23 protein-coding genes and 1 pseudogene are annotated in these 24,526 nt (G+C 60.2%); 13 read left to right on the forward strand and 11 right to left on the reverse strand.

The features are described 5' to 3' along the window. Positions 1 to 12: 12 nt before the first annotated feature. On the forward strand, positions 13 to 1,695 hold the full coding sequence (phaC, locus tag ACYZT4_RS19260; RefSeq protein WP_461982309.1) for a class II poly(R)-hydroxyalkanoic acid synthase: 1,683 nt from the start codon (positions 13 to 15) through the stop codon (positions 1,693 to 1,695). 59 nt (positions 1,696 to 1,754) lie between these two features. Continuing rightward, complete coding sequence (locus tag ACYZT4_RS19265) at positions 1,755 to 2,372, forward strand: TetR/AcrR family transcriptional regulator (RefSeq protein WP_461982311.1); 618 nt, start codon at positions 1,755 to 1,757, stop codon at positions 2,370 to 2,372. Between the two features lie 64 nt (positions 2,373 to 2,436). Here the strand turns inward: ACYZT4_RS19265 and ACYZT4_RS19270 are convergent, their stop codons facing one another. From ACYZT4_RS19270 to ACYZT4_RS19280, 3 genes are all read right to left on the reverse strand, one after another. Continuing rightward, positions 2,437 to 3,321 carry a phasin family protein gene (locus tag ACYZT4_RS19270; protein ID WP_461982313.1) on the reverse strand — a complete coding sequence of 295 codons (885 nt, stop codon included), beginning with the start codon at positions 3,319 to 3,321 and terminating at the stop codon, positions 2,437 to 2,439. A 10-nt stretch (positions 3,322 to 3,331) separates the two neighbouring features. Next, positions 3,332 to 3,754 (reverse strand): phasin family protein, encoded by a 423-nt coding sequence (locus ACYZT4_RS19275; protein ID WP_461982315.1) that lies wholly within the window; start codon positions 3,752 to 3,754, stop codon positions 3,332 to 3,334. A gap of 131 nt (positions 3,755 to 3,885) precedes the next feature. Then, positions 3,886 to 4,161, reverse strand: coding sequence for a polyhydroxyalkanoic acid system family protein (locus tag ACYZT4_RS19280; RefSeq protein WP_461982317.1), 276 nt, complete (start codon positions 4,159 to 4,161; stop codon positions 3,886 to 3,888). Positions 4,162 to 4,316: 155 nt separating this feature from the next. On the opposite strand from ACYZT4_RS19280, the gene ubiE reads away from it, so the two are divergent. From ubiE to ACYZT4_RS19335, 11 genes and pseudogenes are all read left to right on the forward strand, one after another. Next, positions 4,317 to 5,087, forward strand: coding sequence for a bifunctional demethylmenaquinone methyltransferase/2-methoxy-6-polyprenyl-1,4-benzoquinol methylase UbiE (ubiE, locus tag ACYZT4_RS19285; protein ID WP_461982318.1), 771 nt, complete (start codon positions 4,317 to 4,319; stop codon positions 5,085 to 5,087). Further along, positions 5,087 to 5,710 (forward strand): ubiquinone biosynthesis accessory factor UbiJ, encoded by a 624-nt coding sequence (locus ACYZT4_RS19290; protein WP_461982320.1) that lies wholly within the window; start codon positions 5,087 to 5,089, stop codon positions 5,708 to 5,710. The genes ubiE and ACYZT4_RS19290 overlap by 1 nt, the downstream gene beginning before the upstream one ends. After that, positions 5,707 to 7,311 carry a ubiquinone biosynthesis regulatory protein kinase UbiB gene (gene ubiB, locus ACYZT4_RS19295; protein ID WP_461982322.1) on the forward strand — a complete coding sequence of 535 codons (1,605 nt, stop codon included), beginning with the start codon at positions 5,707 to 5,709 and terminating at the stop codon, positions 7,309 to 7,311. The genes ACYZT4_RS19290 and ubiB overlap by 4 nt, the downstream gene beginning before the upstream one ends. A gap of 116 nt (positions 7,312 to 7,427) precedes the next feature. Next, a complete protein-coding gene (gene hisI / locus ACYZT4_RS19300; RefSeq protein WP_461982324.1) occupies positions 7,428 to 7,841 on the forward strand; it encodes a phosphoribosyl-AMP cyclohydrolase in 414 nt (137 codons plus the stop codon). Continuing rightward, on the forward strand, positions 7,834 to 8,166 hold the full coding sequence (locus tag ACYZT4_RS19305) for a phosphoribosyl-ATP diphosphatase (RefSeq protein WP_461982326.1): 333 nt from the start codon (positions 7,834 to 7,836) through the stop codon (positions 8,164 to 8,166). Before hisI ends, ACYZT4_RS19305 begins: the two co-directional genes overlap by 8 nt. Before the next feature lie 32 nt (positions 8,167 to 8,198). Further along, a complete protein-coding gene (locus ACYZT4_RS19310; RefSeq protein WP_461982328.1) occupies positions 8,199 to 8,477 on the forward strand; it encodes a twin-arginine translocase TatA/TatE family subunit in 279 nt (92 codons plus the stop codon). 10 nt (positions 8,478 to 8,487) lie between these two features. Beyond that, complete coding sequence (tatB, locus tag ACYZT4_RS19315; RefSeq protein ID WP_461982330.1) at positions 8,488 to 8,940, forward strand: Sec-independent protein translocase protein TatB; 453 nt, start codon at positions 8,488 to 8,490, stop codon at positions 8,938 to 8,940. After that, a complete protein-coding gene (gene tatC / locus ACYZT4_RS19320) occupies positions 8,937 to 9,731 on the forward strand; it encodes a twin-arginine translocase subunit TatC (protein ID WP_461982332.1) in 795 nt (264 codons plus the stop codon). The genes tatB and tatC overlap by 4 nt, the downstream gene beginning before the upstream one ends. Next, positions 9,728 to 10,435, forward strand: a complete 708-nt coding sequence (locus ACYZT4_RS19325; protein WP_461982334.1) for a 16S rRNA (uracil(1498)-N(3))-methyltransferase — start codon at positions 9,728 to 9,730, stop codon at positions 10,433 to 10,435. The genes tatC and ACYZT4_RS19325 overlap by 4 nt, the downstream gene beginning before the upstream one ends. A gap of 120 nt (positions 10,436 to 10,555) precedes the next feature. After that, positions 10,556 to 11,566 (forward strand): annotated as a pseudogene (locus tag ACYZT4_RS19330) (methyl-accepting chemotaxis protein); the annotation flags it as partial. A 201-nt stretch (positions 11,567 to 11,767) separates the two neighbouring features. Next, on the forward strand, positions 11,768 to 12,472 hold the full coding sequence (locus ACYZT4_RS19335; RefSeq protein ID WP_461988740.1) for a methyl-accepting chemotaxis protein: 705 nt from the start codon (positions 11,768 to 11,770) through the stop codon (positions 12,470 to 12,472). A 362-nt stretch (positions 12,473 to 12,834) separates the two neighbouring features. Here the strand turns inward: ACYZT4_RS19335 and mdoH are convergent, their stop codons facing one another. From mdoH to hutH (ACYZT4_RS19375), 8 genes are all read right to left on the reverse strand, one after another. Next, a complete protein-coding gene (gene mdoH / locus ACYZT4_RS19340) occupies positions 12,835 to 15,405 on the reverse strand; it encodes a glucans biosynthesis glucosyltransferase MdoH (RefSeq protein ID WP_461982336.1) in 2,571 nt (856 codons plus the stop codon). Beyond that, complete coding sequence (locus tag ACYZT4_RS19345; protein WP_461982338.1) at positions 15,398 to 17,212, reverse strand: glucan biosynthesis protein G; 1,815 nt, start codon at positions 17,210 to 17,212, stop codon at positions 15,398 to 15,400. The genes mdoH and ACYZT4_RS19345 overlap by 8 nt, the downstream gene beginning before the upstream one ends. A gap of 321 nt (positions 17,213 to 17,533) precedes the next feature. Beyond that, entirely contained in the window at positions 17,534 to 17,971 is a 438-nt protein-coding gene (gene dtd, locus ACYZT4_RS19350) for a D-aminoacyl-tRNA deacylase (RefSeq protein WP_461982340.1), read from the reverse strand. Beyond that, positions 17,968 to 18,939: a prolyl aminopeptidase gene (pip, locus tag ACYZT4_RS19355; protein WP_461982341.1), complete on the reverse strand. Its 972-nt coding sequence runs from the start codon at positions 18,937 to 18,939 to the stop codon at positions 17,968 to 17,970. Before pip ends, dtd begins: the two co-directional genes overlap by 4 nt. A gap of 213 nt (positions 18,940 to 19,152) precedes the next feature. Further along, positions 19,153 to 19,956: an N-formylglutamate deformylase gene (gene hutG / locus ACYZT4_RS19360; protein ID WP_461982343.1), complete on the reverse strand. Its 804-nt coding sequence runs from the start codon at positions 19,954 to 19,956 to the stop codon at positions 19,153 to 19,155. A gap of 10 nt (positions 19,957 to 19,966) precedes the next feature. Further along, complete coding sequence (hutI, locus tag ACYZT4_RS19365; RefSeq protein WP_461982345.1) at positions 19,967 to 21,172, reverse strand: imidazolonepropionase; 1,206 nt, start codon at positions 21,170 to 21,172, stop codon at positions 19,967 to 19,969. Between the two features lie 127 nt (positions 21,173 to 21,299). Continuing rightward, entirely contained in the window at positions 21,300 to 22,832 is a 1,533-nt protein-coding gene (hutH, locus tag ACYZT4_RS19370) for a histidine ammonia-lyase (protein ID WP_461982347.1), read from the reverse strand. A gap of 134 nt (positions 22,833 to 22,966) precedes the next feature. Next, on the reverse strand, positions 22,967 to 24,490 hold the full coding sequence (gene hutH, locus ACYZT4_RS19375; protein WP_461982349.1) for a histidine ammonia-lyase: 1,524 nt from the start codon (positions 24,488 to 24,490) through the stop codon (positions 22,967 to 22,969). Between the last annotated feature and the right edge of the window lie 36 nt (positions 24,491 to 24,526).

The following is a 24,526-nucleotide window of genomic DNA, read 5'->3' on the forward strand; positions in this document are numbered from 1 at the left end:
GAGTGTTGATTCATGCGCGAAAAGCCAGCGAGGGATTTTTTACCCACTCCCGCCGCGTTCATCAACGCACAGAGCGCGATTACCGGCCTGCGTGGCCGGGATCTGATGTCGACCCTGCGCAGCGTTGCCGCCCATGGTTTGCGCAACCCTGTGCACAGCGCCCGCCATGCGTTGAAGCTGGGTGGGCAACTGGGGCGCGTGCTGCTGGGCGAAACCCTGCACCCGACCAACCCGCAGGACAGTCGCTTTGCCGACCCGGCCTGGAGCCTCAATCCGTTTTATCGCCGCAGCCTGCAGGCGTACCTGAGTTGGCAGAAGCAGGTCAAAAGCTGGATCGACGAAAGCGCCATGGACCCGGACGATCGAGCCCGTGCGCACTTCGCGTTCGCCTTGCTCAACGACGCCGTGGCGCCGTCCAACACGCTGCTCAACCCGCTGGCGATCAAGGAAATTTTCAACTCCGGCGGGAACAGCCTGGTGCGCGGCCTGAGTCATCTGGTGGATGATTTCCTGCACAACGACGGCCTGCCACGGCAAGTCACCAAGCAGGCGTTCGAAGTGGGCAAGACGGTCGCCACCACCACTGGCTCCGTGGTGTTTCGCAACGACATGCTGGAGCTCATCCAGTACAAACCAATGAGCGAAAAGCAGTATTCCAAACCCCTGCTGGTGGTACCGCCACAGATCAACAAGTACTACATTTTCGACCTGAGCCCGAACAACAGCTTCGTCCAGTTCGCCCTGAAAAACGGCCTGCAAACCTTCATGATCAGCTGGCGCAACCCGGATGTGCGTCATCGCGAATGGGGCCTGTCGACCTACGTCGAAGCCGTAGAAGAAGCGATGAACGTGTGCCGGGCGATCACCGGCGCGCGCGAAGTCAACCTGATGGGCGCCTGCGCCGGCGGGCTGACCATTGCCGCGCTGCAGGGCCACTTGCAAGCCAAACGCCAGTTGCGCCGGGTCTCCAGCGCGACCTACCTGGTGAGCCTGCTCGACAGTCAGATGGAGAGCCCGGCGACACTGTTTGCCGACGAACAGACTCTGGAAGCGGCCAAGCGCCGGTCGTATCAGAAAGGCGTACTGGATGGCCGCGACATGTCCAAGATTTTTGCCTGGATGCGTCCCAACGATTTGATCTGGAGCTACTTCGTCAACAACTACCTGTTGGGCAAGGAACCGCCGGCGTTCGACATTCTCTACTGGAACAACGACAACACGCGGCTGCCGGCGGCGCTGCATGGCGACCTGCTGGACTTCTTCAAGCACAACCCGCTGAGTCATCCGGGCGGTCTTGAAGTGTGCGGCACGCCGATCGACTTGCAGAAAGTCACGGTCGACAGTTTCAGCGTGGCCGGCATCAACGACCACATCACGCCGTGGGACGCGGTGTATCGCTCAACCCTGCTGCTGGGTGGCGAGCGCCGTTTCGTGCTGTCCAACAGTGGCCACGTGCAGAGCATCCTCAACCCGCCTTCCAACCCGAAAGCCAACTTCGTCGAGAGCGCGAAATTGAGCAGCGATCCACGGGCCTGGTATTACGACGCCAAACAGGTCGACGGCAGTTGGTGGACGCAATGGCTGGGCTGGATTCAGGAACGCTCGGGCGCGCAGAAGGAAACCCACATGGCCCTCGGCAACCAGAATTATCCACCGATGGAGGCGGCACCCGGTACTTACGTGCGCGTGCGCTGACGCTCAACACACCACGGCCACCATTGGCCGTGGCATGACCTGATCATTAAGAAGACTGGATGAAAACCCGCGACCGGATCCTCGAATGTGCCCTGCAGTTGTTCAACCAGAAGGGCGAACCGAACGTCTCCACCATGGAAGTTGCCAACGAAATGGGGATTAGCCCGGGCAACCTCTACTACCACTTCCACGGCAAGGAACCGCTGATTCTCGGGTTGTTCGAGCGTTTTCAGGCGGAGCTTGCGCCGCTGCTCGACCCACCTTCGGATGTGGAACTGGCGCCGGAAGATTATTGGCTGTTCCTGCACCTGATCGTTGAGCGTCTGGCGCACTACCGGTTTCTGTTCCAGGACTTGTCGAACCTCGCCGGGCGCTTGCCGAAGCTGGCCAAAGGCATACGCAACCTGCTCAATGCGCTGAAGCGCACACTGGCGTCATTGCTCGCGCGGTTGAAGGCTCAGGGGCAGTTGGTCAGCGACACGCAGGCGCTGGGGCAGTTGGTGGAGCAGATCACCATGACGCTGCTGTTCTCGCTGGACTATCAGCGGATTCTGGATCGGGAAGGTGAGGTGAGGTTGGTGGTGTACCAGATCATGATGCTGGCTGCACCGCACCTGCTGCCGCCGATCAAGGTGGCAACTGAGCAGTTGGCGATGCAGTATCTCGAAGAACATTAAAATCAAACCCGTCAAACAAAAACGCCCGACCTTTGCAGGCCGGGCGTTTTCCTGAGCCCTGAAATCAGGACTGACTGGTTGGCGTCGATGGAGCTGGCACGGCAGTCGGGGTTGCAGCAGGTGTCGGCGCGGTAGCAGAGTTCGAGCTGCTGACCGAAGGCGCCGGGGTTGCCGGTTTGGCGGCCACTGCTGGTTTTGGTGCAGCGGCTTTCGGCGCCGCCGGTTTTTTCACTGCAGGCTTTTTCGCGGCGGCAGGTTTTGCCGCTGGCTTGGCTACCGGTTTGGCCGCCGCAGTTTTAGCTGCAGGTTTCGCTGCTGCTTTAGCTTTAGCGGCAACCGGTTTGGCGACTGCGTTGACGGCTGCCTTGGCGGCTGCCTTGGCGGCCGGTTTAGCGGCAGTGGTTTTGGCAACGGCTTTAGCGGCTGGCTTGGCAACGGCTTTGGCAGCTGCCTTGACCAGTGGCTTGGCAGCCGGTTTAACCGCAGGTTTGGCCGCCGCGGTTTTCGCCGCGGGTTTGGCTGCAATAGGCGCAACCTTGGCACCGGTGAGTCGTTCGATTTGCTTGGTCAGGGTATCGACCTTGCTGTGCAGCGCTTTCACTTCGTTACGGCTCGGGACACCCAGGCGCGAAATGGCGCTGTTCAAGCGCTTGTCGAAAGCCCCTTCCAGCTCATCCCATTTGCCCAGTGCACGATCTTTCACGCCAGTGATGCGCGATTTGGCCGAGGAAGCGGAGTCCTTGACGTCATCGACTTTCTTGCCGACAGCGCTCTTGGTGAGCTTCTCGGCTTTCTCGCCGTCTTTAACCAATGTATCGAAGAGCTTGCTGCCGTCAGTGTCGATCTTCGAGTACACGCCTAAACCAGCCAGCCAGATTTTGCGGGAGTAGTCTTCGACTTTCCCAATCCACGAGCTGCCTTCTTTTTCGGTGTTCTTTTTACCAGCCATCCCGTTCTCCTTAAGATTTACGCGCGACGCGTTCGAGCAATGCCGTCAACTCATCGAGCTTAGCAGACAGTGTCTCCACGTCATGTTTAGACGGAATGCCGATACGATTCAAGGCACTTGCGACACGCGAGTCAAACGCCTTCTCGACTTTGTCGAGTTGAACTTCGACCTTGCCTTTGAACGTGCTCACTTCACTCTTGGCGTCATCGATCTCGGCATTAGCCGCTTCAAGTTTCTCGGCAACTACTTTTTTGCCTTTCTTTTCAACAGTTTGACCAGCTTCGATCAACTCTTGGAAGTAATCGCTACCCTCTTGGCCAACTTTGGCGTAGGCACCCAGGCCTGCCAGCCAGATCTTGCGGGCATAAGATTTAACGTCGCTCAGAGTGGATGTCGAAGCGTCGATTTTTTTCTTCAAAATAACTTTGGCCATGGTGCACCTCACGCGCAGAAGGTTTGAGGAACTGCCCGCGAAAGTGTCGGGCGCATGCACAAAGTAGGGAGAAAAATTAGAAACGGCACCCTAACAACTGACATGAAACCGAGGCTGCAATCTGTTCAGGATCACGCCAACGCTTTATCCAGCGCCTTTTCGATTTCCGATTTGATCGTGCCGCTCATGGCCGACATCAGCATGCCCAGTTCGACGTCGACCCGGATCGAATCATCGCCGACGTGCACGGCGCCTTTTACCCCGGATCGCTTGAGGTTCAGGGTGTCGCCGGACCACTGCGGCTCCAGGCCATATTGATCGGACAGCTTCTGCGCCAACTTGTCGGCCTTCTCGCGAGCCGCTTCCTTGCCCAGTCCATGGGCACGTTCAACACTTATACGGGCCATCGAATGACTCCTGTTTGATGAATACTTTCCTGGAGCATCTTGACCGCCACTGCGGCAAAAAGTCCCGGTGATTGCCTATCTTACCTTCAGCCTTGCCAAGACAAAGCAGGCCACCGGGATTAGAATGTCCCGCATTCTCTTCTGGTGACAGCGATATGAATGATCAGCGCAAAGGCAGCGATGCCGAACCCACCACTCACTTCGGTTTCAAAAACGTTCCGGAAAGCCAAAAAGCGGAAAAAGTCGCTGAGGTTTTCCACTCGGTAGCCGCCAAGTACGACTTGATGAACGACCTCCTGTCGGGTGGCATGCACCGTCTGTGGAAGCGGTTCGCAATCGAGCTGTCGGGCGTTCGCACCGGCAACCGTGTGCTGGACATTGCCGGCGGCACCGGCGACCTGACCAAGAAATTCTCGCACCTTGTGGGCCGGACCGGCCAGGTGGTGTTGGCCGACATTAACGAATCCATGCTCAAGGTCGGTCGTGACCGCCTGCTGGACCTGGGTGTCGCCGGCAACGTCGAATTCGTTCAGGCCGATGCTGAAAAGCTACCATTCCCGGACAACCATTTCGACTGCGTGACCATCGCTTTCGGCCTGCGTAACGTCACTCATAAGGAAGACGCCCTGCGTTCGATGCTGCGCGTGCTCAAGCCGGGCGGCCGTTTGCTGGTGCTGGAGTTTTCCAAGCCAACCAACGCGCTGATGTCCAAAGCCTACGACGCGTACTCGTTCGCCTTCATGCCGCTGATGGGCAAGCTGATCACCAACGACTCGGAAAGCTATCGCTACCTGGCCGAATCGATCCGCATGCACCCGAACCAGGAAACCCTGAAGTCAATGATGGTCGAGGCCGGTTTCGACCGCGTGACCTACCACAACATGACGGCCGGCATTGTCGCCCTGCACCGCGGCATCAAACCCTGATGTTGCTGGCCGGCCTGCTCGCCAGCGTTGAACTCGGTTTGAACCGGGTGCTGCGTCTCGACAGCACGGCGCTGCCACGGCTGGCGCATTTGAGCGGCAGAGTGATTGCTATCGATTGCCGCAACCCGGCCCTGCAAGTGTTCATCCTGCCCAGTGACGAAGGCCTGATGCTCGCCTCCCAGTGGGAAACCGGCGCCGACTGCACCTTGCGTGCACCGGCCTCAAGCCTGTTGAAACTGGCGCTGAGCAAGGACAAGACCGCAGTCCTGCACGGTCCTGAAGTTGAACTCGACGGCGACAGCGGCGTGTTGCTGGAGCTGGTGGCGATCCTTCAGAACCTCGAGCTGGATTGGGAGTACGAACTCTCGCGCGGGCTCGGCCCGGTGGCCACGCAACTGGTCGGCGGTCATCTGCGTAGCCGCGCACGCTGGTATCAGCAAGGATTTGCCAGCCTGGGCCAGAACCTGGGCGAATACCTGGCCGAAGAATCGCGCGCCCTCGTCGGCCAGCGCGAAGCGGAAGCCCGTTTCAGTGAACTGGACCGGATCAAACTTGATCTGGAACGTCTCGAGGCGCGTTTCGAGCGCCTTTCCCGATCCCTCGACCCAAGCGATAACGCATGAAGCTGCTTGCCGTCCGCCGTTTATTGCGCATCCAGCGCGTTGTGATTCGCTACCGCCTCGATGACCTGCTGTTCGCCCTGCCGCTTCCGTGGTTTCTGCTAGCGCTGCGCTACGCCTTGCCGTGGCGCTGGTTCCCGCGCAAGACGCTGGACCTCAGTCGTGGCGCGCGATTGCGCCTGGCGTTGCAGGACCTGGGGCCGATTTTCATCAAGTTTGGGCAAATCCTGTCCACCCGCCGCGACCTGCTGCCGGAAGACATCGCCGACGAACTGATGAAGCTGCAGGACCGCGTGCCGCCGTTCGATTCGCAGGTGTCGATCAAGCTGATTGAAGAACAGCTCGGCAAAAAGATCAGTGAAGTGTTCAGCCGTTTCGACGTCGAACCGCTGGCCTCTGCCTCGGTGGCGCAGGTGCATGCCGCGCAGCTGAAAACTGGCGAAGAAGTCGTGGTCAAAGTGATCCGCCCGGGCCTGAAGCCGATCATCGCCCAGGATCTGGCGTGGCTGTTCATCCTCGCCCGCGCGGCTGAAAAACTTTCGGCCGACGCACGCCTGCTGCACCCGGTGGACGTGGTGCTGGACTACGAAAAAACCATCTACGACGAACTCGATCTGCTGCGCGAGGCGGCCAACGCCAGCCAGTTGAAACGCAACTTCGAAGGTTCGCCGCTGCTGTACGTACCGCAAGTCTATTGGGACTGGTGCCGGCCGAAAGTGCTGGTGATGGAGCGTATCTACGGGATTCAGGTCACCGACCTGGCGACCCTCGCCGATCAGCGCACCGACATGAAAATGCTCGCCGAACGCGGCGTGGAGATCTTCTTCACCCAGGTGTTCCGTGACAGTTTCTTCCACGCCGACATGCACCCCGGCAATATCTTCGTCAGCACGGTCAACCCGTGGAGCCCGCAGTACATTGCGATCGACTGCGGTATCGTCGGCAGCCTGACGCCTGAAGACCAGGATTACCTGGCGCGCAACCTGTTCGCGTTCTTCAAGCGTGACTACCGACGTGTGGCGCAACTGCACATCGACTCCGGCTGGGTCCCGGCGGAAACCAAACTCAACGAATTCGAAGCGGCGATCCGTACGGTGTGCGAACCGATCTTCGAAAAACCGTTAAAAGATATTTCCTTCGGCCAGGTGCTGATGCGCCTGTTCCAGACTGCACGACGCTTCAACATGGAAGTGCAGCCGCAGTTGGTACTGCTGCAAAAAACCCTGCTGAACATCGAAGGCCTGGGCCGCCAGCTCTATCCGGACCTCGATCTGTGGAACACCGCGCAGCCGTTCCTCGAGCGCTGGATGCGTGAACGCGTCAGCCCCAAAGCCTTGCTCGGCAACGTGCAGAGCCAGTTCGAACAACTGCCGCACCTGGCCAACATGGCGCGCGACCTGCTCGAACGCATGTCCCAACCCCACGCCTACGACCCGCCACCACCCTGGCATCGCCGGCGGGACGAATGGTTCCTGCGCCTGCTTGGCACGGCACATTTGGCCGGTGGTGCGGTGCTCGCTATTGGCGGGCCGTTGAATGATCTGGCTTACTGGCCGGCCGGAATCATGATGGCCGTCGGTTTGTATCTGGTCGTTCGCCGATAGCCGGATTGAGCTGCAAGCGATAAGCTCCAAGCTTCAAGCGCTTCGTTCGCACGACACAGATTGTTTTTTACTTGCAGCTTGAAGCTTAAAGCTTGGAGCTACTTCAGGAACTGAAGATGACCAACTGGCTGGACGAGATCAAGTGGGACGCAGATGGCCTGGTGCCGGCGATTGCCCAGGATCACAAGACCGGGCGCGTCCTGATGATGGCCTGGATGAACCGCGAGGCACTGGAACTGACCGCCGCCGAGAATCGCGCCATTTACTGGTCGCGTTCCCGTGGCAAGCTGTGGCGCAAGGGCGAAGAGTCCGGCCACGTGCAGACCCTGCACGAGATGCGCCTGGACTGTGACGCCGACGTGATCATCCTGATGGTCGAGCAGATCGGCGACATTGCCTGCCATACCGGCCGGCAGAGCTGCTTCTATCGCGTTTACGAGAACGGCGACTGGACCACCGTCGACCCGGTTCTGAAAGACCCGCACACCATCTATTCCGCAGGACATTCCGCAGGACATACCCATGAGTGACACCCTGACCCGTCTGGCCGAGGTGCTTGAAGCGCGCAAAGGCGCCGCTGCCGACAGCTCGTATGTCGCCAGCCTGTACCACAAGGGCTTGAACAAGATTCTGGAAAAAGTCGGCGAAGAGTCGGTCGAAACCATCATTGCCGCCAAGGACGCCGCCATCAGCGGCGACTGCAGCGATGTGATCTACGAGACCGCCGATCTGTGGTTCCACAGCATGGTCATGCTTGCCCAACTGGGGCAGCATCCTCAGGCTGTACTCGATGAACTGGACCGTCGTTTCGGTCTGTCCGGACACACCGAGAAAGCCTCGCGTCCGTCCGCCTGAATAACTATTAGATATTAGAGAGGAGCAGCAACATGGGCATTTTTGACTGGAAACACTGGATCGTCATTCTGGTAGTGGTCGTTCTGGTGTTCGGCACCAAGAAACTGAAAAACCTCGGCACTGACGTCGGCGAATCGATCAAGGGCTTCAAGAAAGCCATGAACGACGACGAAAAACCGGCCGACCCGACTGTGACCCCGGCGCAACCGGTACCACCGGTTCAGCCACACACCACGCAGTCCGTGAACCAGCCGCACACCATCGACGTGCAGGCGCAAAAAGTCGAAGAGCCAATCCGCAAAGACGTGTGAGCACTGACTAATGTTTGGTATCAGCTTCTCTGAACTGTTGCTCGTCGGCCTCGTTGCCCTGCTGGTGCTGGGCCCCGAGCGTCTGCCGGGTGCTGCGCGTACCGCCGGCCTGTGGGTCGGTCGCCTGAAGCGCAGCTTCAACGCGATCAAACAGGAAGTTGAACGTGAAATCGGTGCCGACGAGATTCGTCGACAACTGCACAACGAGCACATTCTGTCGCTGGAACAGGAGGCGCGGAAGATCTTCTCGCCGATTCAGCAGGAAGCTACGCCGGTTCAGCCGATTGAACCGGTGGCAGAGCAGACGATTCTTGCTCCTGCTGCTGCCGAGCCTGCACCGGCCATAGCGTCCGCAGAGTCCGTGCCCGTCATCGCAACATCTCCAGTTGAACCCGCCACGCCCGCGGCTGCGCCTGTTGTGCCGGCCCCTCATGACCCCACATTGCCGCCGCGAGCCCCATGAGCGATCTCCCAGAAAACGACCAGCACATGCCGCTGGTTTCGCACCTCACCGAGTTGCGTACCCGCCTGCTGCGCTGTGTAGCGGCGATCTTCATCATTTTTGCCGGGTTGTTTGCTTTCACCCAGCAGATCTATACCTTCGTCTCCACGCCGCTGCGCGCCTATCTGCCGGCGGGCGCGACGATGATTGCCACGGACGTGTCGTCGCCATTCCTGACGCCACTGAAGCTGACCATGATGGTCTCGCTGTTCCTCGCGATACCGGTGATCCTGCATCAGATCTGGGGCTTCATCGCGCCGGGTCTGTACAAGCATGAGAAGCGCATCGCGGTACCGTTGCTGATGTCGAGCATCCTGCTGTTCTACACCGGCATGGCGTTCGCCTATTACCTGGTGTTCCCGCTGATCTTCAAATTCTTCGCCGCCGCCACCCCGGCCGGCGTGGAAATGATGACCGACATCACCAGCTACCTCGATTTCGTCATGACGCTGTTCTTCGCCTTCGGCGTGGCGTTCGAGATCCCGGTGGCCGTGGTGTTGCTGGTGTGGATCGGCGTGGTCGACGTCAAATACCTGAAGAAAATCCGCCCGTATGTGGTCATTGGCTGCTTTGTGGTCGGCATGATCCTGACGCCGCCGGACATCTTCTCGCAGACGCTGCTGGCTGTACCGATGTGGCTGCTGTTTGAAATAGGCATCCTGTTCGGTGGGTTGATCAGCAAACGCGGCGATCACCCGGACGACCAGCCGGTCGACGATCACAACGACCAGCCGCCAGCGACCCAAGTGTGAACCTGCTGCTGCTCGAAGAGGCCGACTTCATTGCGCCCGACCGGGTGATCCTGCGCGATCGCCGGCTGACGCACATGCAGGAAGTCCACCGCTGTGAAGTGGGTGACAGCCTGCGTGTCGGGCGTATCGGCGGCCTGATGGGTTCGGCCGAAGTGCTGCGCCTGGACGCCGATGAAGCCGAACTGCGCGTCACTCTTGACCGGTTGCCACCCACCAAGCTGCCGCTGACCCTGATATTGGCCCTGCCACGCCCCAAAATGCTGCGTCGGGTGTTTCAGACCGTGGCGGCCATGGGCGTGCCGCGAATCGTGCTGGTGAACAGCTACCGCGTCGAGAAGAGCTTCTGGCAAACACCGTTTCTGGAACCCGACGCCATTCGCGCGCAACTGATCCTTGGCCTCGAACAGGCACGCGACAGCGTGTTGCCGGACATTGTCATCGAAAAGCGCTTCAAACCATTCGTCGAAGATCGACTGCCCGCAATCACTGAAGGCACGCTCGGACTGGTCGGCCATCCTGGCAACTATCCACCCTGCCCGCGCGGCCTCGACGAACCGGTCACCCTGGCGATCGGCCCCGAGGGTGGCTGGATTCCTTACGAAATCGATTTGCTGGGCAAGGCCGGCCTGCAACCGGTGCAACTGGGCGAACGCATCCTGCGCGTCGAAACCGCTGTCACCGCCCTGCTCGCACGCCTCTTCTAAATACACCGCGCTCCCACGGGTTTTCCATTCGTCTAACGATAAGGGAAACCCCTACAGAATCCCGTCCGCCAGCCGATAAAGTCCCCATAAAACCAACTTGTGGTCCTGGGGAGTTGCAGCATGTACCAATGGCTAGCCGAGAAACTGGGAAATGTCAGCGTCAATCGCAAACTGGGTGTCGGCTTCGGGCTGGTGCTGCTGTTGACGTTGCTGATCACCTTCACCGGCTGGTCCGGATTGAGCAACGTGGTCAGTCGCGGCGACAAGCTCGGGTTTATTGCCAGCCTCAATGACCTGACCAAAGACCTGCGCCTCGCTCGCCTGGATTACGAAATGCGCCGAGGTGAACAAGGCCCGGGCGCCGTTAACGACCTGCTCGGCCAACTCGATACCGGGCTGAAAACTGCGCGCTCGCTAATCGAACAGCCTACCGACACCGCGATGGTCGACCAGCAACTGGCCGCCGTCAGCGAGTACCGACAAGCGTTCAGCGCTATGACCCAGGCCGGCGCCAACCGCGAAGATGCCCGCAGCAAACTCGGTGCTAACGCCGATAACGCCGTTGCGCGCGTGACTGAAGTCGAGAAAGCGCTGCTGCAAGGCGACAGCGTTGCCGATTTAAACAGTGTGGTCGAGGTCAGCAAATTGCTGCAGCAAGCCCGCTATCAAGTGCGCGGTTACACCTACAGCGGCAAAACCGATGCCGAACAACCGGCGCTCGACGCCATCGCCAATGCCCTGAACAACCTTGAAAGCCTGCCACCGAAATTGCCGCAACAGCACACCGCCAATCTGCAGCAGGCCAGCGAATCGCTAAAAGCCTATCGTGCCGCTGTCAACCAGTTCCGTGACTCACAGGTGGCAACTGCTGCCGCCCTGGCACGCATGGCGACCCAAGGCGACATCCTGAGCGACGTCAGTAAAAAACTCACCGTCTCGCAGACCGTCGTGCGTGACAACGACGCAGCACACGCCAAAAACATGCTGTTGCTGGCGAGCGCTTTGGCCATGGTGTTCGGCCTCTTCGCTGCGTGGGCTATCACCCGGCAGATTGTCATTCCCTTGAGCCAGACGTTGAAAGTGGCCGAGCGCATTGCCGCCGGCGACCTGACTCACAACCTCGTGTCCAAGCGCCAGGACGAGCTTGGCCAGCTCCAGCGTTCCATACAGAGCATGACCTTGGGATTGCGCGAATTGATCGGCGGTATCAGCGACGGCGTCAGACAAATCGCCAGCGCCGCCGAAGAATTGTCGGCGGTCACCGGGCAAACCAGTGCAGGGGTCAACAGCCAGAAGATCGAGACTGATCAGGTAGCGACTGCCATGAACGAAATGACCGCCACCGTGCAGGAAGTCGCGCGTAATGCCGAAGAGGCCTCCGAAGCCGCTGTCGCTGCCGATCAACAGGCGCGCGAAGGTGACAAAGTGGTCGCCGAAGCCATCGCCCAGATCGAACGCCTGGCGCTCGAAGTCGGTAACTCCACCGCAGCCATGGCCCATCTCAAGCGCGAAAGCGACAAGATTGGCAGCGTGCTCGACGTGATCAAATCCGTCGCCCAGCAAACCAACCTGCTGGCGCTCAACGCCGCCATTGAAGCCGCCCGTGCCGGTGAAGCAGGGCGCGGTTTTGCGGTGGTGGCCGACGAAGTCCGCAGCCTGGCCCAGCGCACCCAGAAGTCCACCGAAGAAATCGAAGAGCTGATCGTCGGCCTGCAAACCGGCACCCAGCAAGTCGCGACCATCATGGACAACAGCCGCACACTGACCGACAGCAGCGTCGAACTGACCCGTCGCGCCGGCGGCTCACTGGAAAGCATCACCCGCACCGTGTCAGCCATCCAGTCGATGAACCAGCAGATCGCCGCCGCTGCCGAGCAGCAAACGGCAGTGGCCGAAGAGATCAACCGCAGCGTGTTGAACGTGCGCGACGTGTCGGAGCAGACTTCGGCTGCCAGTGAGGAAACGGCGGCGTCCAGCGTTGAGCTGGCGCGGCTGGGGAATCAGTTGCAGATGCTGGTGGGGCGCTTCAAGGTTTGAGGTGATGCGTATGCCTCGGTTCGTTTGAGACCGAGGTGACCCTTCGCAGCAGGCTCGCTTGTAGGTCTGGTCTTGGGCGCCCTCACTCCGGCATTGCGCCGCGATGGGCTGACCGGGGTATCAAGCGGGCGCGCTTCGCTTGTTTGCTCGTGCTCATCTTCCGGACCAACGCCGATCCTTGTAGGAACCTGCTTGCTGGCGATGGCGGTGTGTCAGTTGACATGTTCATCACCTGAACGGACGACATCGCCAGCAAGCAGGCTCCTGCAGGGGAAGGCGTACTACCAGAGCGCGAGGTCGGCAATCAGGCCGCCTCGCGCAGAATCAGCGCAAAAAAAACCCGCTTTCGCGGGTTTTTTTTATCAGGCCAACTGAGGCTGTGCACTCAGCGGTTTAAGCGGCAGCAGCGGCGCATGCGGATCGGCTTGCACCGATTTACGCCAGGCTTGCAGCCACTCGGGGTGGCCTTCGCTCCAGATCTGCTCATGCAGGCGAGCCAATGCCACCGGGTCGCTCAGCAGTTGCACACGCTCATTGTTGTTCAAGCCGTCAGGCCCGACTTTCAACGCATGGCGAACCCGCTCGACCCGCAGCCATTCGATCGGCTCGGCTTCACGGTGACGCGACGTCGCCAGTGAGCACGCCAGAGCGTTCTGCTGTGGATCGACCACTGAACGGACAAAGCCGTCTTTCAGCGCGTGGTAGCGGTTTTCGTGGGTGTACTGGTCAGTCGCCAGCAACGCCTGGGGCGGATTGTATTCCTCAGGAATCAGGAACAGGCTCTCGTCACGGGACTTCAGGCCCAGACCCACGCGGCTGGAGATCACCGACACCGGAATCGACAGCATCAACGAACCGACGATCGGCACCAGCCACCAGAGAAAGCTCGGGTTGAGCCAGATCACCAGCAGTGCCCAGAAAAAGCCGAGCAAGGTTTGCGGACCGTGACGCTTGACCGCTTCACTCCATGGCGTGGAGTCGTCGTCACGTTGCGGCGAGTTCCAGGTCGCGGCCCAGCCGAGGAATGCGGCGAGCACGAAGCGGGTGTGGAAGATCATCCGCACCGGCGCCAGCAGCATGGAGAACAGCATCTCCAGCAGCATCGACAGGGTCACCTTGAACTTGCCGCCGAACTCTTTCGCGCCCTTGGCCCAGATCAGGATGATGCTCAATAGCTTCGGCAGGAACAACAGCACGACCGTGGTCGAGAACAGGGCGACTGCTTTGTCCGGGTGCCATTGTGGCCACAGCGGATAAAGCTGACGCGGTTCCATGAAGTACTGCGGCTCCATCAGCGTGTTGACCGCCAGCAGCGCCGTGGACAGCACGAGGAAGAAGAACCACAACGGCGCCGACAGGTAAGACATCACGCCGGTCAGGAACACTGCGCGGTGAACCGGGTGCATGCCCTTGACCAGGAACAGGCGGAAGTTCATCAGGTTGCCGTGGCACCAGCGACGGTCACGCTTGAGTTCGTCCAGCAGGTTCGGCGGCAGTTCTTCGTAGCTGCCCGGCAAGTCGTAGGCAATCCACACGCCCCAACCCGCACGGCGCATCAGCGCGGCTTCAACGAAGTCGTGGGACAGGATCGCCCCGGCGAATGCGCCTTTGCCGGGCAACGGCGCCAGTGCGCAGTGCTCGATGAACGGTTTCATGCGAATGATCGCGTTGTGGCCCCAGTAGTGGGATTCGCCCAACTGCCAGAAGTGCAGGCCGGCGGTAAACAGCGGACCGTACACGCGGGTCGCGAACTGCTGCATGCGCGCATACAGCGTGTCCATGCCCGAGGCACGCGGCGCGGTCTGGATGATCCCGGCGTCCGGCGTGGCTTCCATCAAGCGAACCAGACTGGTCAGGCATTCACCGCTCATCACCGAGTCGGCGTCGAGCACGACCATGTACTTGTAGTCACCGCCCCAACGACGGCAGAAGTCGTCGAGGTTGCCGCTTTTGCGTTTGACCCGACGGCGACGGCGGCGATAGAAGAGCTTGCCGAAGCCACCGGACTCACGGCAAACGTCCAGCCATGCCTGCTGTTCGGCAACGCAGATGTCGGCATCGTTGCTGTCGCTGAGGACGAAAAAGTCGAAGCGATCCAGGTCACCCGTGGCCGCGACCGATTCGAAGGTGGCGCGCAAGCCGGCGAACACCCGCGGCACGTCTTCGTTGCAGATCGGCATCACCAATGCGGTGCGCGCGTCTTTGGCAATCGGCTCGTTGCCGGCACTTTTACCGGAAATGCGGTATTTGTCGTGACCAGTGAGCAACTCGAGGAAGCCCATCAGCGCGGTCCAGAACCCGGCGGACACCCAGCAGAACAGAATCCCGAACAGAATCAGGATGCTGGTTTGCAGCGCATACGGCAGCACTTGCGTGACGGTTTGCAGGATCGGTTGATGCAGGACTTCGTTGAGGTCGACGAACGACCAGCCCTGGTACGGCATGATGCCTTTCATGTACCAGCCGGCAACGATGGTCTGACCGAGCATCAATACCAGCAGAATGTAGCGGCGGATCGAACCGACGGTGCGCCAGCGAGCCGCCGGCAACACGTTTTCGTCTTTCGGCGGTTGCGGCGGATTGGTCCGACCGGTCATGCGGCGCCAGCCACGCACCAGAATGTTGGTGCGCCATGGTTCAGGCACGACTTTGGTCCGACGGATCGGCGGCGTAGCCTTGAGGCAAACCCGACCGCTGGCGTCGAGCACCAGCATTTCCGCTTCTTCCAGCTCTTCAGCGGTGTTCAGGGTCAGACGACGGCCTACCGAGGCTTGCGCAGCGTCGGCCGGGTTGTCGAACGTCGAGGACGACAGACGCTGGTGCAGCTCGCTGAAGGACTGGCAGCCCGCGAGTTCCGCGCGCTGCTCGTCGGTCATTGGCAGATGCGCCAGATACTCGGCAAGAGTCTCTGGCTGTACTTGAGAGTTACTCATCGGCAGGCAACTGGTAGCTCCAGGTCTCGGTCAGGACTTCTTCAGTCGCCGCCGATTCCGGTGTGGCTGGGGCCGCGTTCGCAGCGGCAGGCTGCTTGGCGTCTTTGTTGTCCTTGTCCTTGGCATCCGCAGCAGGCTTGGCGTCGGCCTGCTTGGCATCGGCTGGCTTTGCTTCCTTGTCCGCTTTCTCTTGCTGACGGGCGGCAACCTTGTCGGCCTTGGCCACGGCAGACGTCGAGGCAGGCACTGAAGATTTGGCCAGGTCGGCGGGCAGAATGTTCTGCACCAGCGCCGCACGCATCTCGGTCGGTTTGCCCGGATCCTTGATCTTCATCCGCAGGGTCAGGCGCCAGCCGTTGGTGTCAGGGTTGTAGCGCACGCTGTTTTCGACCAGTTCGGCGTTGTCGCCGACGCTGACCTGGCTGCGAATGTCCGAACCTTCCGGCAATGCCGCGAGAGACGGGCCTTCGAAGTCGACCAGATACGCAACGCTGCCGTCCGGTTGACGAATCAGGTTGGACTGTTTGACGTCACCCGTGGAGCGCAAAGTCTGTTTGACCCACGCGCTGTCCGGGGCATGGATGGCCGCTTCGTCCATCGTCCAGTGCAGGCGATAAGCAACGTCCAGCGGCTGGCCAGGCTCCGGCAGTTTTTCCGGGCTCCAGAACGCAACGATGTTGTCGTTGGTTTCGTCGGCGGTCGGAATTTCCACCAGGTCTACAGAACCTTTGCCCCAGTCGCCTTTTGGCTCGATCCAGGCACTTGGACGTTTGTCGTAGCGGTCATCGAGGTCTTCGTAGTGGCTGAAGTCACGGCCACGTTGCAGCAAACCGAACCCGCGCGGGTTCTCGACGGAGAAGTTGCTCACCGACAGGTGTTTGGGGTTGTTCAGAGGGCGCCAGATCCACTCGCCGTTGCCGGCATGGATCGACAGACCGCTGGAGTCATGCAGTTCGCGACGGTAGTTCAGCACTTTGGAAGGCTGGTTGGCGCCGAACAGGAACATGCTGGTCAGCGGCGCAACGCCAAGCTTGGTGACCTTGTCACGCAGGAACATCTGGGCCTTGACGTCGACAATGGTGTCGCTGCCAGGACGCAGGGTCAGGCGATACGCACCGGTGGCGCGCGGCGAATCCAGCAGGGCGAAGATCACCAGATGCTTGTCACCCGGTTTCGGCTGTTCAATCCAGAACTCGGTGAACCGCGGAAATTCCTCACCGGACGGCAACGCCGTATCAATGGCCATGCCGCGAGCGGACAAGCCATAGGTGTGACCTTTGCCAACAACGCGGAAATAACTCGCGCCGAGCATGGTCATGATTTCGTCCTGCTTGTCGGCCTTGTTGATCGGGTACAGCACACGGAAACCGGCATAACCCAGTTGCTCGGTGGCCTTGGGATCAAACTTCAAATCGCCGAAATCGAAACGACTAGGGTCGTATTTGATCTCTTCGACGGTGTTCGCTGTGATTTCGTTGATTTTCACCGGTGTATCGAAATGCATGCCCTGGTGATAGAACGACAGCTTGAAAGGGGTTTTCTGATCGGCCCATTCGGCTTTTTCGGTCAGGAAACGAATTTTTTGATAATCCGCGAATTTCATTTCGCGGAATTCGTTCGGCAGGTTACTGCGCGGGGCTTCGTATTTCTGCCCGGCCATTTCTTTCGCCTTGGCCGACACGTCATCCAGACTGAATGCCCAAAGCTGACCGGCGCTGAGCAGGCAGAGCAGAGCAGAGCCCGCTACCAGAGCGCTTCGTAACCGTTTGGCAGACAATTTTGGTGCAATACAGGGACTAACAATCACGAGCAACCCTCGCCGAAAACAGATCAAAAAACCAACGGCCAGTTAAAGGATTTGCAGGGTGTACGGCATGAAAAAACCGACCCTGCAAACCATTCTTGCCAAGTTGGCGAGCATTGTTCCGACTCCTATGGGGCTAAATGATTCCCCAACAGGTCCAGGACAAGTCTCTACCTAAGTCAAAATGGGCCAACGAACGCTGATCCCCGTAGCGCGCGATTATCTAGTAGGGCGCGTTACAACGCATCAGGGGTAACAAAGTATTTATCGCGAAAAACCCCTGTTTTCAGTGAAAAAGCCCTTAAAAACTTGTTTCAAGCGCTTTCAGGTCTGTAACAGGAAGGTTACCGGGCCATCATTGACCAGGTGCACCTGCATATCGGCGCCGAATCTACCTGATGCCACAGTGCCATGCACCTGTTTCGCTTTCCTTAATAGATAGTCGAATAGCTCCTCGCCGAGTGCCGGAGGGGCAGCCGTTGAAAAACCCGGGCGCAACCCGCTTTTGGTGTCGGCGGCCAACGTGAACTGAGAGACCAGCAGCAACCCGCCACCGATATCCGTCAAAGACAGGTTCATCTTGCCCTCGGCGTCACTGAACACACGATAGTTAAGCAGCTTATGCAGAAGTTTGTCGGCACTGGCCCGAGTATCCTCCGGCTCGACCGCGACCAGTACCAGCAAACCCAGATCGACGGCACCCACCACCTCCCCCGCCACTTCGACTCGCGCGCCACGCACGCGTTGCAACAAGCCCTTCATGCTTCTGCAGGCGACAAATCGAGCAAGCGCCGGGCCATCTGATCGGCGGCGCGCACCAGCGCATCGGTAATACCCGGTTCGGAGGCGGCATGCCCGGCGTCGCGGATAACCTGCAATTCACTGTTCGGCCAGTTCTGGTGCAATTCCCAGGCGTTGTCCAGCGGGCAGATCACATCGTAGCGACCGTGAACGATCACACCGGGCAGGTGAGCGATCTTGCCCATGTCGCGGATCAGCTGGTTCGGCTCCAGGAAGGCATTGTTGGTGAAGTAATGGCATTCGATGCGGGCGATGGACAACGCGCGCTGGGGCTCGGAGAAGCGATCGACCACGAGCGGGTTCGGACGCAGCGTCGCGGTGCGCCCTTCCCAGGTGGACCAGGCCTTGGCCGCGTGCATCTGGGCGATTTGATCGTTGCCGGTCAGGCGTTTGTGGAATGCCGTGAGCAAGTCACCGCGCTCGTCCATCGGAATCGGCGCGACGTAATCCTGCCAGTAATCCGGGAACAGACGGCTGGCGCCGGCCTGGTAGAACCACTCGATTTCTTGCGGACGGCAGAGAAAAATCCCGCGCACAATCAGGCCGTGCACACGCTCCGGATGGGTTTGCGCGTAGGCCAGCGCAAGGGTTGAGCCCCAGGAGCCGCCAAACAACACCCATTTGTCGATGCCCAGGTACTGGCGAATCCGCTCAAGGTCGGCGACCAGATCCCAGGTGGTGTTGTTTTCCAGGCTGGCGTGAGGGATGGAGCGACCGCAACCGCGTTGATCGAAGGTAACAATGCGGTACAGGTTCGGATCAAAAAAACAGCGACTCTGTGCATCACACCCGGCGCCGGGGCCACCGTGGATGAACACCACCGGCAAACCTTGCGGTGAACCGCTTTCGTCGACATACAGCGTGTGGGTTTCATCGACTGCCAGATCGTGCCGGGCGTAGGGTTTGATCTGCGGGTACAAAGTCTGCATTGCGCGCTCCGTAAGGGGTCGAGGTCATCCCTGAGGGGACTTCTATTATTCTGCCGTCCGGCATCATAAACCCGAATTACGTCATAGAGCACGATCCCTGTGGGAGCGAGCCTGCTCGCGATGGTCGTCAACGATAACGCGTGAAAACTGACACGGCATGGCGCTCTCAGGTTCTTCGCGAGCAGGCTCGCTCCTACAGAATTTTGCCGCAAATTAGCGGTTGTAGTGTTTTTCGCCCCAGGCCAGCAGCCCCTGCAGCAATTCCTTGAGCACCACTTTAGTAGGGGCGGCCAGGTCCGGGCGGTATCGGAACGGCTCGAACTCTTCCATGTACGTGCACTGGCCCAACTCCAGTTGCACCGCATGGATATTTTGCGCCGGGTTGCCGTAGTGCCGGGTGATATGGCCGCCCTTGAAGCGACCGTTCAACACATGGCTGTAATCTTCGTGCCGCGCGCAGATCGCTTCCAGTTGAGTGGCCAACTGCGGATCACAACTGGCACCGTTGAAGGTGCCGAGGTTGAAGTCCGGCAGCTTGCCGTCGAACAGGTGCGGAATGATCGAGCGAATCGAGTGCGCGTCGAACAGCAGGGCGTAGCCGAACTCGGCCTTGAGTCGCGCCAGCTCGTTTTGCAACGTGGTGTGATACGGCGTCCAGATTTTTTCCAGATAGGTTGCGCGCTCGGCCGCCGACGGTTCCATGCCCTCGCGGAACAACGGAATGCCGTCAAACAGCGTGGCCGGGTACAAACCGGTGGTGGCGCCGACGTACAAAGGCTTGTCGTCGGAGGGCCGGTTCAGGTCGATGACAAATCGCGAGTACTCGCCGGCCAAGGTGCTGGCGCCCAGCTCGTTGGCAAATTCGTAAAGTGTTGGAATGTGCCAGTCGGTATCCGGCAGGCTTTTCGCGTCCGGGATCAACCCGGCTTCGACCGCCGGGGTCAGGCGCAGGCCGGCGTGGGGCATGCTGATCAGCAGCGGCACGCGGCCTTGTTTGAAGTTCAGAACCTTATCCACAACTCATCTCCTAAACGCTGGTTTCAACGCCGTGACGCACGACGCGTTTTTCCAGAACTCCGCCCAGCCAGTAAGACAGGTCGGCGGGACGATCGATTTGCCAGGCCACAAAATCCGCAACCTTGCCGGCTTCCAGCGAACCGTGGGTGCTGGCCATGCCTAACGCGGTGGCGGCATGAATCGTCGCGCCGGCCAAGGCTTCTTCCGGGGTCATGCGGAAACAGGTGCAGGCCATGTTCAGCATCAAGCGCAGCGACAATCCTGGCGAGGTGCCTGGGTTGAGATCGCTGGCGATGGCGATCTTCACCCCGTGTTTGCGCAGTGCGTCCATCGGCGGCAATTGGGTTTCACGCAGGAAGTAGAACGCGCCGGGCAGCAACACGGCGACGGTGCCGGACGCGGCCATGGCGATGGCGTCTTCTTCGGTCATGAATTCCAGATGATCGGCGGACAAGGCGTGATAACGCGCCGCCAGACTCGAACCGTGCAGCGACGACAATTGCTCGGCGTGCAGCTTCACCGGCAAGCCGAGTTCCTGAGCGGTGATAAACACCCGCTCGACTTGGGCTGGCGAAAACGCCAGGTACTCGCAGAACGCATCCACCGCATCCACCAGCCCTTCGGCGGCCAGGGCCGGGAGCATTTCAGCGCAGATGTGATCGATGTAGTCGTCGGCACGATCCTTGTATTCCGGCGGCAAGGCGTGGGCCGCCAGGCAGGTGCTGCGCACGCTGACCGGTAGTTCGGCGCCGAGACGGCGGGCGACCCGCAGCATCTTGCGCTCGTTGGCCAGGTCGAGGCCGTAGCCGGACTTGATTTCAATGCTGGTGACGCCGTCGCGCATCAGGCTTTTCAGACGCTTGGCAGCGCTGGCGAACAGTTCATCTTCGCTGGCCGCGCGGGTGGCGCGCACGGTGCTGGCGATGCCGCCACCGGACGCGGCGATTTCCGCGTAGCTGACGCCTTGCAGACGTTGTTCGAATTCACCGCTGCGGTTACCGCCGAACACCGTGTGGGTGTGGCAGTCGATCAGGCCCGGCGTGACCCAGGCCCCGTTCAAATCGTTGACGGCCGGGTATTCGCCCGCCGGCAGTTCAGCACGGGGGCCAATCCACTCAATGTGCGCACCGGACGTCACAATGGCCGCATCCTCGATGATCGAGTAGACGCCTTGCGCCATGGTTGCGACGTGGCAGTGTTGCCAGTGCGTTTTCATCCCGAGTTCCTCGTTTTGTTCAAAATCGAATCGCTGGCAAGCCAGCTCCCACAGTAGTTGGGGTTTTCCTGAAGTTTTGTCTTCACAGCAAATCCCTGTGGGAGCTGGCTTGCCAGCGATGGCGCCCTTACAGGCTAGGCAAAATCTTCGCCGTGATCAGGTCGTTCAGGCACCGCGTCGCCAGCAATTCAGTCGCCGCATTGATATCCGGCGCAAAGAACCGGTCCTTCTCATAAAACGGCACTTCTTTGCGCAGAATGGCGCGTGCCTTTTCCAGCTTCGGCGAAGTCTTCAGGCCATTGCGCAAATCCAGCCCCTGCGCCGCCGACAACCATTCCACCGCCAGAACACCGCGAGTGTTTTCGGCCATTTCCCACAGGCGCTTGCCCGCCGCCGGGGCCATCGACACGTGGTCTTCCTGGTTTGCCGAGGTCGGCAGGCTGTCCACCGAATGCGGATGGGACAGCGCCTTGTTCTCGCTGGCCAGCGCCGCAGCCGTCACCTGAGCAATCATGAAACCGGAGTTCACGCCGCCATTGGCCACCAGGAACGGCGGCAGTTGCGACATGTGCTTGTCCATCATCAGCGAGATGCGGCGTTCGCTCAGCGAACCGATTTCAGCGATGGCCAGGGCCATATTGTCGGCGGCCATGGCCACCGGCTCGGCGTGGAAGTTGCCGCCGGAAATCACGTCGCCCTCAGCGGCAAATACCAGCGGGTTATCCGACACGGCGTTGGCTTCGACCACGAGCACTTCGGCGGCCTGACGGAACTGGGTCAGGCACGCGCCCATGACTTGGGGCTGGCAGCGCAGCGAGTACGGGTCCTGAACCTTTTCGCAGTTCTGGTGCGAATCGGAAACTTCACTGCGCTCGCCGAGCAAATCACGGTAAGCGGACGCTGCGTCGATCTGGCCTTTCTGGCCACGGGCAGCGTGAATGCGCGCATCGAACGGCGAGCGCGAGCCCAGCACCGCTTCGACGGTCAAGGCACCCAGTGCCAGGGCACCGGCAAACAAATCCTCGCCTTCGAACAGACCGCGCAGTGCGTAAGCGGTGGACACCTGCGTGCCGTTGAGCAGCGCCAGGCCTTCTTTTGCGGCCAGGGTCAGCGGCGTCAGGCCGGCGACTTTCAGCGCTTCGGTGGCCTGCAGCCATTCACCCTTGTAGCGCGCCTTGCCTTCGCCCAACAGCACCAGCGACATGTGGGCCAGCGGCGCCAGGTCACCGGAGGCACCGACCGAGCCTTTCAATGGAATGTGCGGGTAAACCTCGGCGTTGATCAGGGCGATCAGCGCGTCGATCACCACGCGTCGTATACCCGAGAAACCCCGGCTCAGGCTGTTGACCTTGAGCACCATGACCAGGCGCACCAGCGCGTCGCTGATCGGCTCGCCGACACCGGCCGCGTGGGACAGAACCAGCGAGCGCTGGAGGTTTTCCAGGTCTTCGCTGGCAATGCGGGTCGAGGCCAGCAGGCCGAAACCGGTGTTGATGCCATAGGCGGTGCGGTTTTCGGCGAGGATTTGTTCCACGCAGGCAACGCTGGCTTCGATTTGCGCCGAAGCGCTGTTGTCGAGGGTGATTTTGACCGGCTGCTGATAGATATCACGCAGTTGGGCAAGGCTCAGTTGGCCGGGAATCAGGTTTAGCGCAGTCACTTTTATTCTCCTTTTGTGAGTTTTTCTTCTTTTATAAAGAAGAGTACTAACCAGACGCTCCGGAGATGTCCGTTGTCCGTCGCTTCCCGCCTGTTGGGGGGCTGGCGCCTTGGCACGCTGGTTTGATGTAGGAATCAGTTCAGGTTCGGTAACGTCTTGTGCAGCAAAACCGGATCTTTCAATACGTTGGCAGCCGCAGCAATATCCGGCGCCAGCCAGCGATCCTGATCGTAAGCCGGAACACGTTCACGCAGCAGACGCCACGCGGCATCGGTGCCAGCGCCGAAGCGTTGTTCTTTGAGGAACTCAAACGCCTGGGCCGCCAGCAAATACTCGATGGCGAGGATCTGCGTACAGTTTTCCAGCGCGCGATGCAGTTTCAGCGCGGCGTTGGTGCCCAGGCTCAAATGGTCTTCCTGCAGGCCGGACGTCACGTAGTTGTCGAGCACGGCCGGTTGTGCCAGTTGACGGTTTTCTGCGCACAACGATGCGGCGACATACTGCACGATCATCATCCCGGAATTCACCCCCGGATTGGCTACCAGAAACGCTGGCAGACCGCTGACGTGCGGGTTGATCAAACGGTCGAGGCGACGCTCGGCGATGGAGCCGATTTCCGCCATGGCGATGGCCAGCAAATCGGCGGCCATCGCCACCGACTGACCGTGCGGATTGGCCTGGGACATGATGCGGAAATTGTCCGGCGTGCCCAGCAGCAACGGGTTGTCGGTGCAGCCGTTGAGTTCGGTTTCGATCTGTTTTGTCGCGTGCGCCAGCTGATCCCGCGCCGCGCCGTGGACCTGCGGAATCGAACGGATGCTCAGCGCATCCTGAGTGCGGATGCCCTTGCTCGACGCAATCACTTCACTGCCATCGAGCAAGGCCCGCAGATTGACGCCGACCTGCTGCATGCCCGGGTGCGGCTTGAGCGCGATGATCTCGGCGTCGAACGCTGCGATCTGGCCACGCTGGGCCTCGAAGCTCATGGCGCCGATCACGTCGGCCCATTGCAACAGGCGCGTCGCATCGGCGATCGCCAGGCAGCTGAGGCCGGTCATGCAGGGCGTACCGTTGACCAGGCACAAGCCGTCTTTGGCGCCGAGTTGAACCGGCTGCAAACCTTCTTCGGCCAGGGCCTGTTGTGCAGAAACGATCTGCCCGCGATAGCTGACATTGCCGACGCCCATGAGCGCGATGCCGATGTGCGCCATGTGGGTCAGGTAGCCGACCGAGCCTTGGGACGGTACTTGTGGGGTGATGCCGCGATTGAGCAACGCCAGCAGGGCTTCGACGACTCGGCGATGAATGCCGGATTTGCCGTGGCTGTAGTTGCGGATCGCCGCGCACATGATTGCCCGGGTCTGCTCGTCGGCCAGTGGTACGCCGACGCCACAGGCGTGGCTGAGCAAGGTGTTGCGCGAGAGTTGGCTGAGTTGCTGGTCTTGCAGCGAGACGTTGGACAACCCGCCCAGGCCGGTGTTGACGCCGTAGGCACGCTCGCCGCTGGCGACGATGCGCTGAACGATCCCCTGGGCGTTTTCGATGCCTGCCCAAGCCTGCGCCGACAGTTCGAGCTGCGCGCCGTGACGGGCTACCGCGACCACATCCTGCCAACGCAACAGGGCGTCGGCGATGACGATTTTTTCAGCCTGGGACATTATTGACCTCGTGCGTACAACCTGAATATTGATGCA

Source organism: Pseudomonas sp. GB2N2 (assembly GCF_054897705.1).